The sequence below is a fragment of the Streptomyces sp. HD genome, from assembly GCF_028369295.1.
Classification (GTDB): Bacteria; Actinomycetota; Actinomycetes; order Streptomycetales; family Streptomycetaceae; genus Streptomyces.
The window spans coordinates 1-14,500 of record NZ_JAQMYP010000010.1; the positions used below are offsets into that span (position 1 = coordinate 1).

Consider the following 14,500-nt stretch of genomic DNA (forward strand, 5'->3'; position numbering starts at 1 on the left):
CGAGGAACGCGACTACATGTACGCGGAGTACGCCAAGGACCCGCGGATGCGCGCCAACATCGGCATCCGCAGGCGGCTGGCCCCGCTCCTCGACAACGACCGCAACCAGATCGAGCTGTTCACCGCGCTGCTGCTGTCGCTCCCCGGCTCGCCGATCCTCTACTACGGCGACGAGATCGGCATGGGCGACAACATCTGGCTCGGCGACCGCGACGCCGTCCGCACCCCCATGCAGTGGACCCCCGACCGCAACGCCGGATTCTCCTCCTGCGACCCGGGACGGCTGTTCCTGCCCACGATCATGGACCCCGTCTACGGCTACCAGGTCACGAACGTCGAGGCGTCCATGGCGTCGCCGTCCTCGCTCCTGCACTGGACCCGCCGCATGATCGAGATCCGCAAACAGAACCCCGCCTTCGGACTCGGCACCTACACGGAACTCCAGTCCTCCAACCCGGCCATTCTCGCCTTCCTGCGCGAATACGAGGACGACCTCGTGCTGTGCGTGCACAACTTCTCCCGTTTCGCACAGCCGACGGAGCTGGATCTGCGCGAGTTCAACGGGCGGCATCCGGTGGAGCTGTTCGGCGGGGTGCGATTCCCGGCCATCGGTGAGCTGCCGTACTTGCTGACCCTCGGGGGCCACGGCTTCTACTGGTTCCGGCTGCGCAAGGACGCGGCCTGAGAGCCGGGGGGGGGGGGGGGGGGGGGGCCCCCCCCCCCCCCCCCCCCCCGAAACCGCTCAGCTCGTGGCAGCGTTACGCGTCGACCTTCTCCATGATCTCGTCGCTGACGTCGAAGTTGGCGAAGACGTTCTGCACGTCGTCGCTGTCCTCCAGAGCGTCGATCAGCTTGAAGATCTTCTTGGCGCCCTCCTCGTCCAGCTCGACCTGGACGGACGGGACGAAGCTGGAGTCGGCGGAGTCGTAGTCGATGCCGGCCTCCTGGAGGGCGGTGCGGACCGCGACCAGGTCGGTGGCCTCGCTGATGACCTCGAAGGACTCACCGAGGTCGTTGACCTCCTCGGCGCCCGCGTCCAGGACGGCGGTGAGGACGTCGTCCTCGGTCAGCTCGCCCTTCGGGACGATGACGACGCCCTTGCGGCTGAACATGTAGGAGACCGAGCCCGGGTCGGCCATGTTGCCGCCGTTGCGGGTCATGGCGACGCGGACGTCGGAGGCGGCGCGGTTGCGGTTGTCGGTGAGGCACTCGATGAGCACCGCGACGCCGTTCGGGCCGTAGCCCTCGTACATGATCGTCTCGTAGTCGGCGCCACCGGCTTCGAGACCGCCACCGCGCTTGATCGCGGAGTCGATGTTCTTGTTGGGAACCGACTGCTTCTTCGCCTTCTGGACGGCGTCGTAGAGAGTCGGGTTCCCTTCGAGGTCGACGCCGCCCATCCGCGCCGCGACCTCGATGTTCTTGATCAGCTTCGCGAAGAGCTTGCCACGCTTGGCATCGATGACGGCCTTCTTGTGCTTCGTCGTGGCCCATTTAGAGTGGCCGGACATCTGCCTGTCTCCTTCGCGTAACCCATCTATGAACGAACGCCAGAGATCCTACAAGGACTCCGCTGTCCGGTTCGCGCGCACCATGTCGGCGAACAGGCCGTGCACGCGGTGGTCGCCGGTCAGTTCCGGGTGGAACGACGTGGCCAGCGCGTTGCCCTGGCGGACCGCGACGATGTGACCGTCGTGCTCGGCGAGGACCTCGGTCTCGGCGCCGACGGACTCGACCCAGGGGGCGCGGATGAAGACGCCCTCCACAGGATCGCCCGCCACGCCCTTGATGTCGACCGCCGCCTCGAAGGACTCGTTCTGCCGTCCGAAGGCGTTGCGGCGCACGATCATGTCGATGCCGCCGATCGTCTCCTGGCCCGAGCGCGGGTCGAGGATCTTGTCGGCGAGCATGATCATGCCGGCGCAGGTGCCGTAGACGGGCATGCCGCTCCGCACGCGCGCGCGTAGGGGCTCCATCACGCCGAACAGGACGGCCAGCTTGGAGATGGTCGTGGATTCGCCGCCGGGGATGACCAGGCCGTCGATCTCGGCGAGCTCTTCGGGGCGCCGCACCGGCCTGGCCACGGCGTCGACCGCGGCCAGGGCGATGAGGTGTTCCCGTACGTCGCCCTGGAGGGCCAGGACGCCTATGACAGGAGTGTTCATGGGGCGGGTTACCTGTGCTTACCAGCCGCGGTTGGCGTAGCGCTCGGCCTCGGGGAGGGTGTCGCAGTTGATGCCGACCATGGCCTCGCCCAGGTTGCGGGACGCGTCCGCGATGATCTTGGGGTCGTCGTAGAAGGTGGTGGCCTTCACGATGGCGGCGGCGCGCTTGGCCGGGTCGCCGGACTTGAAGATGCCGGAGCCGACGAAGACGCCCTCGGCGCCGAGCTGGCGCATCAGGGCGGCGTCGGCCGGGGTGGCCACGCCACCGGCGGAGAACAGCACGACCGGGAGCTTGCCGAGCTCGGAGACTTCCTTGACCAGCTCGTACGGAGCGCGCAGCTCCTTGGCGGCGGCGTACAGCTCGTTGTTGTCGAAGCCGCGCAGCTTGGCGATCTCGTTCTTGATCTGGCGCAGGTGGCGGACGGCCTCGACGACGTTGCCGGTGCCGGCCTCGCCCTTGGAGCGGATCATGGCCGCGCCCTCGGCGATGCGGCGCAGGGCCTCACCGAGGTTGGTGGCGCCGCAGACGAAGGGGGTCGTGAAGGCCCACTTGTCGGAGTGGTTGACCTCGTCGGCCGGGGTGAGGACCTCGGACTCGTCGATGTAGTCGACACCGAGGGACTGCAGGACCTGGGCCTCGACGAAGTGGCCGATGCGGGACTTGGCCATGACCGGGATGGAGACCGCGTCGATGATGCCCTCGATCATGTCCGGGTCGGACATGCGGGCCACGCCGCCGTCCTTGCGGATGTCGGCGGGGACCCGCTCCAGGGCCATGACGGCGACCGCGCCCGCGTCCTCGGCGATCTTCGCCTGCTCCGGAGTGACGACGTCCATGATGACGCCGCCCTTGAGCTGCTCGGCCATGCCGCGCTTGACGCGGGCGGTACCGGTCTCGGGAGCCTGGTTTTCGGAGATGGACACGGGTGACCTCACACGGTGTAAAGAGGGTTACTGCAAGCACCGAGGAAACGGGAGTGGACCAGGCCACAGCAAGGGCCAATGGAAAGCCGGTGGATCCTTTTCCCGTTGCGTGGCGCGAACGTGCTGGTCAGGCGGCCCGGTCGACCAGTGCCGCGGGCGGCTCGTCGTCCATCTCGAAGGCCATCGGGAAGGGTGCGTGACCGGCCAGCCGGAACCAGCGGACCTTGCGGTGCCGGCGCAGTGCGCGGGCCGCGCGTACGGCGTCGTTGTGGAAGCGCCGGGCCATCGGCACCCGGCGGACCGCCTCGGTCAGCTCGCGCGCGGCCTCCTCTCCCCCGGGTGCCTCCCGTACGACCTCCACCTGCGGCGTCTCGGCGAACACGGCGCGCAGCGCCTGGCTCAGCTCGCTCTCGGAGACCTCCCGCTGCTCCTCCTCGGCCTGCCGGGCGGCGTGAGCGGCCTCGTACAGGACGATCGAGGCCGCCGGATCCAGTACACCGGAGGTGGCCAGCTCCTGGGCCACGGAGGCGCGGCGCAGCAGCTGGGCGTCGAGCGCGGCGCGCGCCGCGTCGATCCTGGCGTGCAGCCGGTCGAGGCGGCCCGCGGTCCAGCTGAGGTAGAGGCCGATCGCGACGAGGGCGACGAGGATCCAGATGAGAGTTGCGGTCACGGGCCGCACACTAGCGACGCGGGGTCAGCCCCGTGTCGCGCGGGGCGGTCGGTGTGGCTGTCGCCGACGTGGCTGCCGCCCTCGGACGGGCCGAGCGATGCCGACCGGCACCGGGTGACACGAGCCGGTGCGGCGGCGGCGAAGCCCTCTGGGGCGAGGCCTGTCGAGGCTCTCCGGCCTCAGTCCCGCGCCAGCCCCAACCGGGCCCGCAACCCGCTCCCGCCACCCCCGGCGCGCTCGTCGGCCGCCACGGCCGCCGCGCCCGCCGTCACCGTCTCGTACACCGACAGGATGTCCGCGCCCACGGTCGACCAGTCGAAGCGGCGCACATGCACGCTCCCGCGCTCCCGCAGCTCCGCCAGGCGGGCCGGGTCCTCCAGGAGGCGTACGGCGGCCTCGGCGAGGGCGTCGGCGTCCTCGTTGGTGAAGAGTTCGCCGGCCGCGCCCTGGTCGAGGACCTGGGCGAAGGCGTCCAGGTCGGAGGCGAGGACCGGGGCGCCGGCCGACATCGCCTCGACCAGGATGATCCCGAAGCTCTCGCCGCCGGTGTTGGGGGCGACGTACAGGTCGACGCTGCGCAGGAAGCGGGCCTTGTCCTCGTCGCTGATCATGCCGAGGAACTCGACCCGGGAGCGGAGCTCGGCCGGGAGGGACGCCACCGCCTCCTCCTCGTCGCCCCGGCCGGCCACCAGGAGCCTGGTCTGCGGGCGGGCGGCGAGGATCTTGGGCAGGGCCCGCATCAGCACCGGCAGGCCCTTGCGGGGCTCGTCGATGCGGCCGATGAAGCCGATCGTGTCGCCCTGCCACTCGGGGTTGGGCTCGGCCTTGGCGAAGAAGTCGACGTCGACGCCGTTGGGGATGACGACCGCGTCGCCGCCCAGGTGCTCCACCAGCGTGCGGCGGGCGTACTCGCTCACCGCGATCCGGGCGCTGATCTTCTCCAGGGCCGCCTGGAGGATCGAGTACGCGGCGATCATCGCCTTGGAGCGGGGGTTGGAGGTGTGGAACGTGGCGACCATCGGGCCCTGTGCCGCCCAGCAGGTCAGCAGGCCGAGCGACGGCGAGGCCGGCTCGTGGATGTGGACCACGTCGAACCGGCCCTCGTGCAGCCAGCGGCGCACCCGGGCCGCCGACAGGAAGCCGAAGTTCAGACGGGCCACCGAGCCGTTGTACGGCACCGGGACGGCGCGGCCCGCCGAGACCACGTACGGCGGGAGCGGGGTCTCGTCGTCGGCGGGGGCCAGGACGGACACCTCGTGGCCGAGCCGGATGAAGTACTCGGCGAGGTCGCGGATGTGGAACTGGACGCCGCCCGGGACGTCCCAGGAGTACGGGCAGACGATGCCGATCCTCACGGACGCTCACCTGCCGGGCCGTCGGACGGCCGTGGTTCGAGGTCGGCGAGCCACAAGCGCTGGAGCATGTGCCAGTCCTCCGGATGTTCGGCGATTCCCGAGGCGTAGGCATCGGCCAGCGCCTGTGTCATGACAGACGTCTTCTCGGCCCGGGTGCCTGTCTCGGGTACCTCCACCGGGGGGTGGACGCGGCCCTTCATGACGGGTGAGTCGTCGTACCAGAGCGTGACCGGCAGCAGCAGCGCGCCGGTCTGCTGGGCCAGCAGGGCGGGTCCCGCGGGCATCCGGGTGGCCTCCCCGAAGAACTTGACCTCGACGCCGGAGGCGGACAGATCGCGTTCGGCGACCAGGCAGACCAGGCCGCCGTCGCGCAGCCGCCGGGCCAGCGTGCCGAAGGCGGTGCCGCCGCTGTGCGGCAGGACCTCCATGCCGAGGCCCTCCCGGTAGGCGACGAAGCGGTCGTAGAGGGTCTCGGGCTTGAGGCGCTCGGCGACCGTCGTGAACGGCGTCCGGAGCTTGGTCGTGACCCAGGCGCCGGCGAGGTCCCAGTTGGCCATGTGCGGCAACGCGAGGATGACGCCCTGGTCGGAGGCGATCCCGTCGGTCAGGTAGTGCACGTCCTTGGGCTCGAAGCCGCCCTTTATCCGCTCGGCGCTCCACGCCGGGAGCCGGAAGGACTCCATCCAGTAGCGCAGGTACGAGCGCATGCCCGCGCGCGAGAGCTCGGCGAGGCGCTCCGGGCTCGCGTCGGGCACCACGCGCGCGTAGTTGCTCTCCAGGCGCTGGACGCCCTTGCCCCGCTGCTTCCAGGCGAGGTCGGCGATGGTGCGGCCGAGCCGTACGGCGGCGGGCTCGGGGAGCTTCTTGACGGTGCCCCAGCCGAGGCCGTACAGCGCGTCGGTGAGCCGCTCCTGGGCACTCACTTCGCTGCCTCGCTCCCATGAGAGGCGTTCTGCTGAGAGGCGTTCTGCGACTGCTCCTGCGCGGCCGCGGCCTCCGCCTCGGCCGACTCGCGGCGGACCGTGACGACGCGCTGGATCAGTGTCACCAGGCTACCGACCGCGACGATCCACAGGGCGACGGGCAGCAGGTACTGGATGCCGGGTACGCCGAACTTGTGCAGGCCCGCGAAACCGGCCGCGACCAGCGAGATCACCAGCCGCTCGGCGCGCTCCACGAGGCCGTTGACGGCGACCGGCAGGCCGATCGACTCGCCCCGGGCCTTGGTGTACGACACCACCTGGCCGCTGACCAGGCAGAAGATCGAGACGGCGCACAGCACGAGGTCGTCGCCGCCGCCGGCGTACCAGAGGATGAAGCCGCCGAAGATCGCGCCGTCTGCGACCCGGTCCAGGGTGGAGTCCAGGAAGGCGCCCCAGCGGCTGGAGCGGCCGAGCTGGCGGGCCATGTTGCCGTCGACGAGGTCGGAGAACACGAAGAGTGTGATCACGACCGTGCCCCAGAAGAACTCGCCCATGGGGTAAAAGACCAGCGCGCCCGCCACCACACCGGCCGTGCCGAGGAGCGTGACGGTGTCGGGGCTGACGCCCCGCCGGATCAAAAACGCGGCGAACGGTGTGAGGACACGCGTGAAGAATGCACGCGCGTACTTGTTCAGCATGGCCTTCCCGAGGGTCGGTGTGGCGCCGTGCGGCCCTGCTGGCCACCGGCTGGCCCATCGTAGCCACGCGCGCGTGAGTGCGACCGCCGGGCACTCGTACACAGGCTGAGCGGCCTGTTCCACCGGCGCCGGAAGGCAGGATCACGTCCGCCGTATGGACGCACCGTGACGGGAGTGGAAAGCTCGAAGGACCGCGGGCGTCACCGGAGCCGCCATCGCACGCGGATCGGTATGTCCGCGCCCACAGTGACCTCACCGTGCACGGGAGGCAGGATCATGGGCGACAAGGCGAACGCACACCCCGGAGCCGCCGGCAGGGCTACAGCGGCCGACCACCCCGCGTCCGTACGGAATGTGGTGCTGGTCGGCCACTCCGGATCGGGCAAGACGACCTTGGTGGAAGCTCTCGCGCTGACCGCGGGGGCAGTGAACCGGGCGGGCCGGGTGGAGGACGGCGGCACCGTCTCGGACTACGACGAGATCGAGCACCGGCAGCAACGTTCGGTGCAGCTCTCCCTGGTGCCGGTCGAATGGGACGGCATCAAGGTCAACCTTCTGGACACCCCCGGATACGCCGACTTCGTCGGGGAACTCAGGGCCGGTCTGCGAGCCGCGGACGCGGCCCTTTTCGTCGTCTCGGCCTCGGACGGCGTGGACGGCTCGACCCGCATGGTGTGGGAGGAGTGTGCGGCCGTCGGCATGCCGCGCGCGATCGTCGTCACACACCTGGAGGCCGCGCGGGCCGACTACGAGGAGATGACGCGGATCTGCGCGGAGGCCTTCGGCGGGGACGACCCCGACGCCGTGCTCCCGCTGTATCTGCCACTGCACGGCCCGCAGGGCCCGGACGGGCACGCGCCCGTGACCGGACTGACCGGGCTGCTGTCGCAGAAGCTGTTCGACTACTCGTCCGGGGAGCGCAAGGAGGCCGAGCCGGGCGACGACCAGCTGCCGGAGATCGAGGAGGCCCGTAACCGGCTGATCGAGGGGATCATCGCGGAGAGCGAGGACGAGACCCTCATGGACCGGTATCTGGGCGGCGAGCAGGTCGACGTCAAGACGCTGATCGACGACCTGGAGCGAGCCGTCGCGCGCGGCACGTTCTTCCCCGTCCTGGCCGCCGCCCCCGCGGCCGACGGTGCCCGCCACGGCCTCGGCACGGTCGAGGTGCTGGAGCTGGTCACGCGGGGCTTCCCCACCCCGCTGGAGCGCGAGGCGCCCCGGGTCACCACGGTGGACGGCAAGCCGCGCGAGCTGAAGCCGTGCGATCCGGACGGGCCGCTGGTCGCGGAGGTCGTGAAGACGGCGTCCGACCCGTACGTCGGCCGGGTGTCGATGGTGCGCGTCTTCTCCGGCACGCTGCGCCCCGACGAGACGGTGCACGTCTCCGGGCACGGGCTGGCCGACCGCGGGCACGAGGACCACGACGTCGACGAGCGGATCGGCGCCCTGTCCGCGCCCTTCGGCAAGCAGCAGCGCACCCTCACCCACTGCATCGCCGGTGACCTCGCGTGTGTGGCGAAGCTGAGCCGCGCCGAGACCGGGGACACGCTGTCGGCCAAGGACGACCCGCTGCTGATGGAGCCCTGGCAGATGCCCGACCCGCTGCTGCCGCTGGCCATCCAGGCGCACAGCAAGGCGGACGAGGACAAACTGTCGCAGGGTCTGTCCCGGCTGGTCGCCGAGGACCCGACGATGCGGCTGGAGCAGAACCAGGCCACCCACCAGGTCGTGCTGTGGGCCCTGGGCGAGGCGCACGCGGACGTCGCCCTCGAACGGCTGCGCAGCCGGTACGGCGTGCAGGTCGACGTCGTACCGCACAAGGTCTCCCTGCGGGAGACGTTCGCGAGCAGGTCGGCGGGCCGCGGGCGGCATGTGAAGCAGTCCGGCGGGCACGGACAGTACGCGATCTGCGAGATCGAGGTGGAGCCGCTGCCGGGCGGCTCGGGCATCGAGTTCGTGGACAAGGTGGTCGGCGGGGCGGTGCCGCGGCAGTTCATCCCGTCGGTGGAGAAGGGCGTGCGGGCGCAGGCGGCGAAGGGGGTCGCGGCCGGCTATCCGCTCGTCGACGTCCGGGTCACGCTGCTCGACGGCAAGGCGCACTCGGTGGACTCCTCCGACGCCGCGTTCCAGACGGCCGGTGCGCTGGCGCTGCGGGAGGCGGCGGCCGACGTGAAGATCCATCTGCTGGAGCCGGTCGCCGAGGTGTCCGTGCTCGTCGGTGACGACTACGTGGGCGCCGTGATGAGCGACCTGTCCGGGCGGCGCGGCCGCGTCCTGGGCACCGAGCAGACCAGCGGTGGCCGCACCCTCATCAAGGCCGAGGTGCCCGAGATCGAGGTCGGCCGGTACGCCGTCGATCTGCGGTCGCTGTCGCACGGCACCGCGCGGTTCAGCCGGTCCTACGCCCGGCACGAGCCGATGCCGCCGCAGATCGCGGAAAGGATTCGTGAAGAGGCGTGCGACGCCTCGTAGTTGGCGCCCGGCGCCACCAAGTGACGTTTGGCGACGTCACCCAGCAGCTGTTGCGGAATGCTCCCCTCCGCGTCGGCGGGCGGCTTCGGCCGTCCGCCGACGGTTGTCGGTGGCGGAGGATACTCTGATCATTGATCAACAGGTGTGCACAGCGCGGAAGTCGGGAAGGCCGCAGAAGCGACAGTGCGGCGATCGGGGGCGGGAATGACCGTTGAGGGCGGTTACGCGGACATCTTCGGTCCGCAGGTGCCTCGTACGGCCGGCGAGGGCCAGACGGCGACGTTCGCGCTGGCCTCGGCGGCCTATCGGGACAACCCGTACGAGGACATCAAGAAGGCCGACAACGAATGGCACAAGACCGACGTCAAGGCCGGCCGCAAGTGGGCGAAGATCTTCCGGCCCAACCTGGGTGAGGCCTACTCGCGGGCCGTGGTCGACCGCATGCTCGGCCCCGGCCGCAAGCCCCTGATCCAGTCCTTCGGCACCGAGCCGCAGGTCGTGGTCGAGCACGCCCTGGCCGCCAACAACATCCGCAAGACCCGCGACCGGATGCTCAGCGCCATAATGGTGATCTGCGGCGTGCTGTTCCTGCCCGGCCTGCTGGTGTGGCTGCTGATCTTCCAGCTGCGCACCATCGTCGCCAAGGCGGACCAGAAGCGGGGCGGCGCGCTCGCCTCCGCGCTGCTCATCGGGGCAGGGGCGCTCGCCGTGCTGTTCCTGGTCCGGATGCCGTTCACCGGCTTCTGGGCCTGGTATGCGCGGGCCTGCGTGGTCATGCCCGTGATCGGCTGGTTCTGGGCCAAGCAGGTCTGTGAGCGCACCGCGAAGGACCTGCGGGGCCGGTGGGACAGTCTGCTGGCCGGCAGCAGCGTCGGCGCGAAGGTGCCGGAGGCGGTGCCGACCAGCCCCACCGAGACCCAGGCGGAACAGCTGCGCCAGTCCCTCGCCAAGCTGAGCGCCGAGCAGCAGTCCAACTCCGTGTTCTACGCCGGGCCCAAGGGGATACTCGGCATGGGCACCCGCTGGGGCAGCTGGCAGCTGGCCGAGGACCTGGTACCGGCCGATCCCACCCGGGAGATCCACCCCTTCCGCAGCTGGGACGTCATCCGCTCGATCCACGACCAGCTGCGCATGCTGGAGCGCGGTCCCCTCAACACCGGTGGTTTCCCCAAGCCTTCGATACGGCACTGGGTCGTCACGCCGATCGCCGAGGGAGCGAAGGCGGTGTCCCGGCCGGAGGGCACGGACGTCGAGGCGTACCAGGTCAAGTCGCACGCGATACAGGACATCTGCAACAAGCAGCAGTTCGGCAGCGGTGACCGGCACTACCTGGGGGTCCAGTGGACGCTCTGGGACGGGCAGTTGATCATCACGATGCTGATCACGGTGACCGTGCTGCACGAGACGCTGCGCATCGAGGTGACCGGGCATGCCCTCGGTCCGGTGAACGGGCTCTTCCAGGAGAAGCCCGAGGCGCCGACCAAGGAGGTCTCCAAGTCGCTGAAGCCGTGGGAGACCCGCAAGATCAAGCTCCCGCTGGTCAACAGCGACGAGGTGGTGCGGCTGGCGGTCCGGGCCCCGATCTCCTGGTATCCGCCGCTGCTCAACTGGCTCGGCGGGACGATTGGGCTGCCCGAGCCGTTCGGCCTCCGGCACGCCTGGGCGGATCAGCCGTGGCGGCACCGGTTCATGGCCGACGACGCGCTGCGGGCTGCTACGCCGGTGCTGCGGGTCGTGCACGCTGCCGCGATCAAGGTCCTGGACGAGAACGGCGTGAACACCGAGAAGTTCGGTACCCGGTCGTCGTTCCTGAGCACGGCCGTGCAGGATGCGTCGCCCCGGAAGGCAGACGTGTACGACGCGTAGGGCTCCGCCGGTCGAGCCGCATGAGGTGGGTCTGGGCGACCGTCCCTGGGGGCTGTGCCCCCAGACCCCCCATCGGCCTCAACGGCCTCGTCCTCGAACGCCGGACGGGCTGATCACCGGCTTCTCAAGCCGTCGGCCAAGCCTCCGCCAGCATCTTGCGTGTGTCGGCGAGGAGCTGCGGCAGCACTCGTGTGTGCCCCACCACCGGCATGAAGTTCGTGTCGCCGCCCCAGCGCGGAACGATGTGCTGGTGCAGGTGGGCCGCGATGCCGGCGCCGGCGACCGTGCCCTGGTTCATGCCGATGTTGAAGCCATGGGCGCCGGAGGCGGTGCGCAGGGCCGTCATCGCCTGCTTGGTCAGCGCGGCGAGCTCGATGGTCTCCGGCTCGGTGAGGTCGGTGTAGTCGGCGACGTGACGGTAGGGCACCACCATGAGGTGGCCGCCGTTGTAGGGGTACAGGTTGAGGACCGCGTAGACCTGCTCCCCGCGCTTGACGACCAGGCCGTCCTCGTCGGACTTGGCCGGGATCGAGCAGAAGGGGCAGCCGTCGTCGGCGCCGGGGCCGGTCGGCTTGTTCTCACCCTGGATGTAGGCCATCCGATGGGGCGTCCACAGGCGCTGGAACGCGTCCTGGATCCCCACTCCCCACTGCTGCTCCGGCTCACTCGTCATGCGTGCAGCATATGGCTTCGTCCGTTCGTGGCGTGTCGCCGGGGCTCGCACTCGGTCGGCCGGGGCCAAGCTGGGTCGGTGGACGATGACGCTCGTTTGGCCCGCTGGCGGCGGCACACCGAGATCCCTCTCGTCGTGGCGTCGTTCGTCTTCCTCGCCTCGTACGCGGTCCGCGTGCTGGGCGACGGTCATCTGTCGGAGAGCGCACTCGACCTCTGTCTCGCGCTGACGTTCACCGCCTGGGCCCTGTTCGGCGTCGACTACGCCGTGTGCTGGCGGCTCAGCGGGCAACGGCTGAGCTTCGTACGGACCCATCTGCTGGACACCGTCGTGGTGCTGCTGCCGCTGCTGCGGCCCCTGCGGATCGTGAAGCTGTACGAGACCGTCCAGCGCCGGCACGGACGACCCCGCCTCAGTCTGTACGCGCGGGTGATCGTCTACGCCGGGATGGCCGCCCTGCTGCTCGGCTTCACGGGTGCCCTCGCCCTCTACCAGCAGGAGCGCGGGGCGCCGGGCGCGACCATACGGACCTTCGGGGACGCGGTGTGGTTCACCTGCTCGACCCTCTCCACGGTCGGCTACGGCGACGTCACCCCCGTCACCGAGCGTGGACGCGTGATCGCGGTCGGGGTCATGGCCGTGGGGCTGGGCCTGCTGGGCGCCGTGACCGGCACGTTCGCCTCGTGGCTGCTGCAGGTCTTCTCCCGGGAGGACGACAAAAGGCCCCCGGGGAACTGAACTCCCCGAGGGCCTTCGACGATCAGGGCGCCGGATCAGACCTGCGCCCGCTCCTCGACGACCTGCGCGATCTTCGCGATGGCGTCGTCGAACGGGATGCCGTTCTCCTGCGAGCCGTCGCGGTAGCGGAAGGAGACGGCGTTGTTGGCCATGTCCTCGTCGCCCGCGATGACCATGAAGGGCACCTTCTGCTTCTGGGCGTTGCGGATCTTCTTCTGCATACGGTCCGAGGAGGAGTCGACCTCGACACGCAGGCCCTTCTTCTTCGCGGCCGCGGCGAACTTCTCCAGGTAGTCCACGTGCCCGTCGCCGATCGGGATGCCGATCGCCTGGACCGGGGCGAGCCAGGCCGGGAAGGCGCCCGCGTAGTGCTCCAGGAGCACCGCGAAGAACCGCTCGATGGAGCCGAACAGCGCACGGTGGATCATGACCGGACGCTGCTTGGAGCCGTCCGCGGAGGTGTACTCCAGGTCGAAGCGCTCCGGCAGGTTGAAGTCGAGCTGGATGGTCGACATCTGCCAGGTGCGGCCGATGGCGTCCTTGGTCTGGACGGAGATCTTCGGCCCGTAGAAGGCGGCGCCGCCCGGGTCCGGGACCAGGGGCAGGCCCTGCTTCTCGGCGACCTGGCGCAGCGTCTCGGTCGCCTCCTCCCAGACCTCGTCTGAGCCGACGAACTTCTCCGGGTCCTTGGTGGACAGCTCCAGGTAGAAGTCGGTCAGGCCGTAGTCGCGCAGCAGGCCGAGGACGAAGGTGAGCGTCTTGTCGAGCTCCTCCGACATCTGCTCACGCGTGCAGTAGATGTGCGCGTCGTCCTGCGTGAAGCCACGCGCACGCGTGAGACCGTGCACGACACCCGACTTCTCGTACCGGTACACGGTGCCGAACTCGAAGAGGCGCAGCGGCAGTTCACGGTAGGAACGGCCGCGCGCGTCGAAGATCAGGTTGTGCATCGGGCAGTTCATGGGCTTGAGGTAGTAGTCCACGCCCTCGTCGAGCTGCATGGGCGGGTACATGCCCTCGGCGTACCAGTCCAGGTGCCCCGACGTCTCGAAGAGCTTCCCCTTCGTCGCGTGCGGGGTGTAGACGAACTCGTAGCCCTCTTCCTCGTGCCGGCGGCGCGAGTAGTCCTCCATGACCCGGCGGATGATGCCGCCCTTGGGGTGGAAGACGGCGAGGCCGGAGCCGATCTGCTCCGGGATGGAGAACAGGTCGAGCTCGTTGCCCAGCTTGCGGTGGTCGCGCTTCTCGGCCTCGGCCAGGAAGTCCAGGTACGCCTTGAGCTCGTCCTTGGACGGCCAGGCGGTGCCGTAGATGCGCTGGAGCATCGGGTTCTTCTCGCTGCCGCGCCAGTAGGCGGCGGCGTTGCGCATCAGCTTGAACGCCGGGATCGCGCGGGTCGACGGCAGGTGGGGACCGCGGCAGAGGTCCTTCCAGCACAGGTCGCCGGACTTGGCGTCCAGGTTGTCGTAGATCGTCAGCTCGCCGGCGCCGACCTCGACGTCCGCGCCGTCGTCGGACGAGGCGGAGCCCTTGAGGCCGATCAGCTCCAGCTTGTAGGGCTCGTTCGCGAGCTCCTCGCGGGCGGCCTCGTCGGTGACGACGCGGCGGGCGAACTTCTGCCCCCGCTTCTGGATCTCCTGCATCTTCTTCTCGATGGCCTTGAGATCCTCGGGCGTGAACGGCTTCTCGACGTCGAAGTCGTAGTAGAAGCCGTCCTTGACGGGCGGGCCGATGCCCAGCTTGGCCTCGGGGAACAGCTCCTGCACGGCCTGTGCCATCACGTGCGCGGTGGAGTGGCGGAGGATGTTGAGACCGTCCTCGGAGGAGATCTCGACACCCTCGACCTCCTCGCCGTCGGCGAGCACGTAAGACAGGTCCTTGAGCTCGCCGCCCACGCGCGCGGCGATGATCGAGCGCTCGCCGGCGAAGAGGTCGGCGGCCGTAGTGCCCGTCGTCACCACGCGCTCTTCCCGCTCGGAATCGCGTTGGATGATCACACGGACGTCTGACACC

13 protein-coding genes are annotated in these 14,500 nt (G+C 69.8%); 4 read left to right on the top strand and 9 right to left on the bottom strand.

What is annotated here, in order from left to right; all coding sequences use genetic code 11:
- Nucleotides 1-685: alpha-glucosidase C-terminal domain-containing protein (locus POF73_RS12080; RefSeq protein ID WP_272114642.1), on the top strand; the 685-nt coding region annotated here is incomplete at its 5' end.
- Between the two features lie 73 nt (nucleotides 686-758).
- On the opposite strand, the gene POF73_RS12085 is transcribed toward POF73_RS12080, so the two are convergent.
- The 7 genes from POF73_RS12085 to pgsA all read right to left on the bottom strand — a co-directional run bounded on the left by POF73_RS12085 (nucleotide 759) and on the right by pgsA (nucleotide 6,735).
- Complete coding sequence (locus POF73_RS12085) at nucleotides 759-1,511, bottom strand: YebC/PmpR family DNA-binding transcriptional regulator (RefSeq protein WP_062707727.1); 753 nt, start codon at nucleotides 1,509-1,511, stop codon at nucleotides 759-761.
- A 48-nt stretch (nucleotides 1,512-1,559) separates the two neighbouring features.
- The gene (pdxT, locus tag POF73_RS12090) at nucleotides 1,560-2,165 is read right to left on the bottom strand and encodes a pyridoxal 5'-phosphate synthase glutaminase subunit PdxT (protein ID WP_272114643.1); all 606 of its coding nucleotides are present in this window, start codon (nucleotides 2,163-2,165) and stop codon (nucleotides 1,560-1,562) included.
- An 18-nt stretch (nucleotides 2,166-2,183) separates the two neighbouring features.
- Entirely contained in the window at nucleotides 2,184-3,089 is a 906-nt protein-coding gene (gene pdxS, locus POF73_RS12095; RefSeq protein WP_062154397.1) for a pyridoxal 5'-phosphate synthase lyase subunit PdxS, read from the bottom strand.
- Between the two features lie 127 nt (nucleotides 3,090-3,216).
- Entirely contained in the window at nucleotides 3,217-3,759 is a 543-nt protein-coding gene (locus POF73_RS12100) for a hypothetical protein (protein ID WP_272114644.1), read from the bottom strand.
- Nucleotides 3,760-3,938: 179 nt separating this feature from the next.
- A complete protein-coding gene (locus tag POF73_RS12105; RefSeq protein WP_272114645.1) occupies nucleotides 3,939-5,114 on the bottom strand; it encodes a glycosyltransferase family 4 protein in 1,176 nt (391 codons plus the stop codon).
- The gene (locus POF73_RS12110; protein WP_272114647.1) at nucleotides 5,111-6,037 is read right to left on the bottom strand and encodes a phosphatidylinositol mannoside acyltransferase; all 927 of its coding nucleotides are present in this window, start codon (nucleotides 6,035-6,037) and stop codon (nucleotides 5,111-5,113) included. The genes POF73_RS12105 and POF73_RS12110 overlap by 4 nt, the downstream gene beginning before the upstream one ends.
- The gene (gene pgsA / locus POF73_RS12115; protein ID WP_272114648.1) at nucleotides 6,034-6,735 is read right to left on the bottom strand and encodes a phosphatidylinositol phosphate synthase; all 702 of its coding nucleotides are present in this window, start codon (nucleotides 6,733-6,735) and stop codon (nucleotides 6,034-6,036) included. The genes POF73_RS12110 and pgsA overlap by 4 nt, the downstream gene beginning before the upstream one ends.
- 276 nt (nucleotides 6,736-7,011) lie before the next feature.
- On the opposite strand from pgsA, the gene POF73_RS12120 reads away from it, so the two are divergent.
- Together POF73_RS12120 and POF73_RS12125 are read left to right on the top strand one after the other, a co-directional pair.
- The gene (locus POF73_RS12120) at nucleotides 7,012-9,210 is read left to right on the top strand and encodes an elongation factor G-like protein EF-G2 (protein ID WP_272114649.1); all 2,199 of its coding nucleotides are present in this window, start codon (nucleotides 7,012-7,014) and stop codon (nucleotides 9,208-9,210) included.
- Nucleotides 9,211-9,414: 204 nt separating this feature from the next.
- Nucleotides 9,415-11,076, top strand: a complete 1,662-nt coding sequence (locus tag POF73_RS12125) for a hypothetical protein (RefSeq protein WP_272114650.1) — start codon at nucleotides 9,415-9,417, stop codon at nucleotides 11,074-11,076.
- A gap of 124 nt (nucleotides 11,077-11,200) precedes the next feature.
- Here the strand turns inward: POF73_RS12125 and POF73_RS12130 are convergent, their stop codons facing one another.
- On the bottom strand, nucleotides 11,201-11,749 hold the full coding sequence (locus POF73_RS12130) for an HIT family protein (protein ID WP_217214540.1): 549 nt from the start codon (nucleotides 11,747-11,749) through the stop codon (nucleotides 11,201-11,203).
- 78 nt (nucleotides 11,750-11,827) lie between these two features.
- On the opposite strand from POF73_RS12130, the gene POF73_RS12135 reads away from it, so the two are divergent.
- Complete coding sequence (locus tag POF73_RS12135) at nucleotides 11,828-12,487, top strand: potassium channel family protein (RefSeq protein WP_272114652.1); 660 nt, start codon at nucleotides 11,828-11,830, stop codon at nucleotides 12,485-12,487.
- Between the two features lie 35 nt (nucleotides 12,488-12,522).
- On the opposite strand, the gene thrS is transcribed toward POF73_RS12135, so the two are convergent.
- Nucleotides 12,523-14,499 carry a threonine--tRNA ligase gene (thrS, locus tag POF73_RS12140; RefSeq protein ID WP_272114654.1) on the bottom strand — a complete coding sequence of 659 codons (1,977 nt, stop codon included), beginning with the start codon at nucleotides 14,497-14,499 and terminating at the stop codon, nucleotides 12,523-12,525.
- Nucleotide 14,500 lies beyond the last annotated feature (1 nt).

Coding starts and splice junctions, on each gene's coding strand:
- POF73_RS12085 (WP_062707727.1), bottom strand. CDS start 1,511: ATGTCCGGCCACTCTAAATGGGCCACGACGAAGCACAAGAAGGCCGTC.
- pdxT (WP_272114643.1), bottom strand. CDS start 2,165: ATGAACACTCCTGTCATAGGCGTCCTGGCCCTCCAGGGCGACGTACGG.
- pgsA (WP_272114648.1), bottom strand. CDS start 6,735: ATGCTGAACAAGTACGCGCGTGCATTCTTCACGCGTGTCCTCACACCG.
- POF73_RS12120 (WP_272114649.1), top strand. CDS start 7,012: ATGGGCGACAAGGCGAACGCACACCCCGGAGCCGCCGGCAGGGCTACA.
- POF73_RS12125 (WP_272114650.1), top strand. CDS start 9,415: ATGACCGTTGAGGGCGGTTACGCGGACATCTTCGGTCCGCAGGTGCCT.
- POF73_RS12130 (WP_217214540.1), bottom strand. CDS start 11,749: ATGACGAGTGAGCCGGAGCAGCAGTGGGGAGTGGGGATCCAGGACGCG.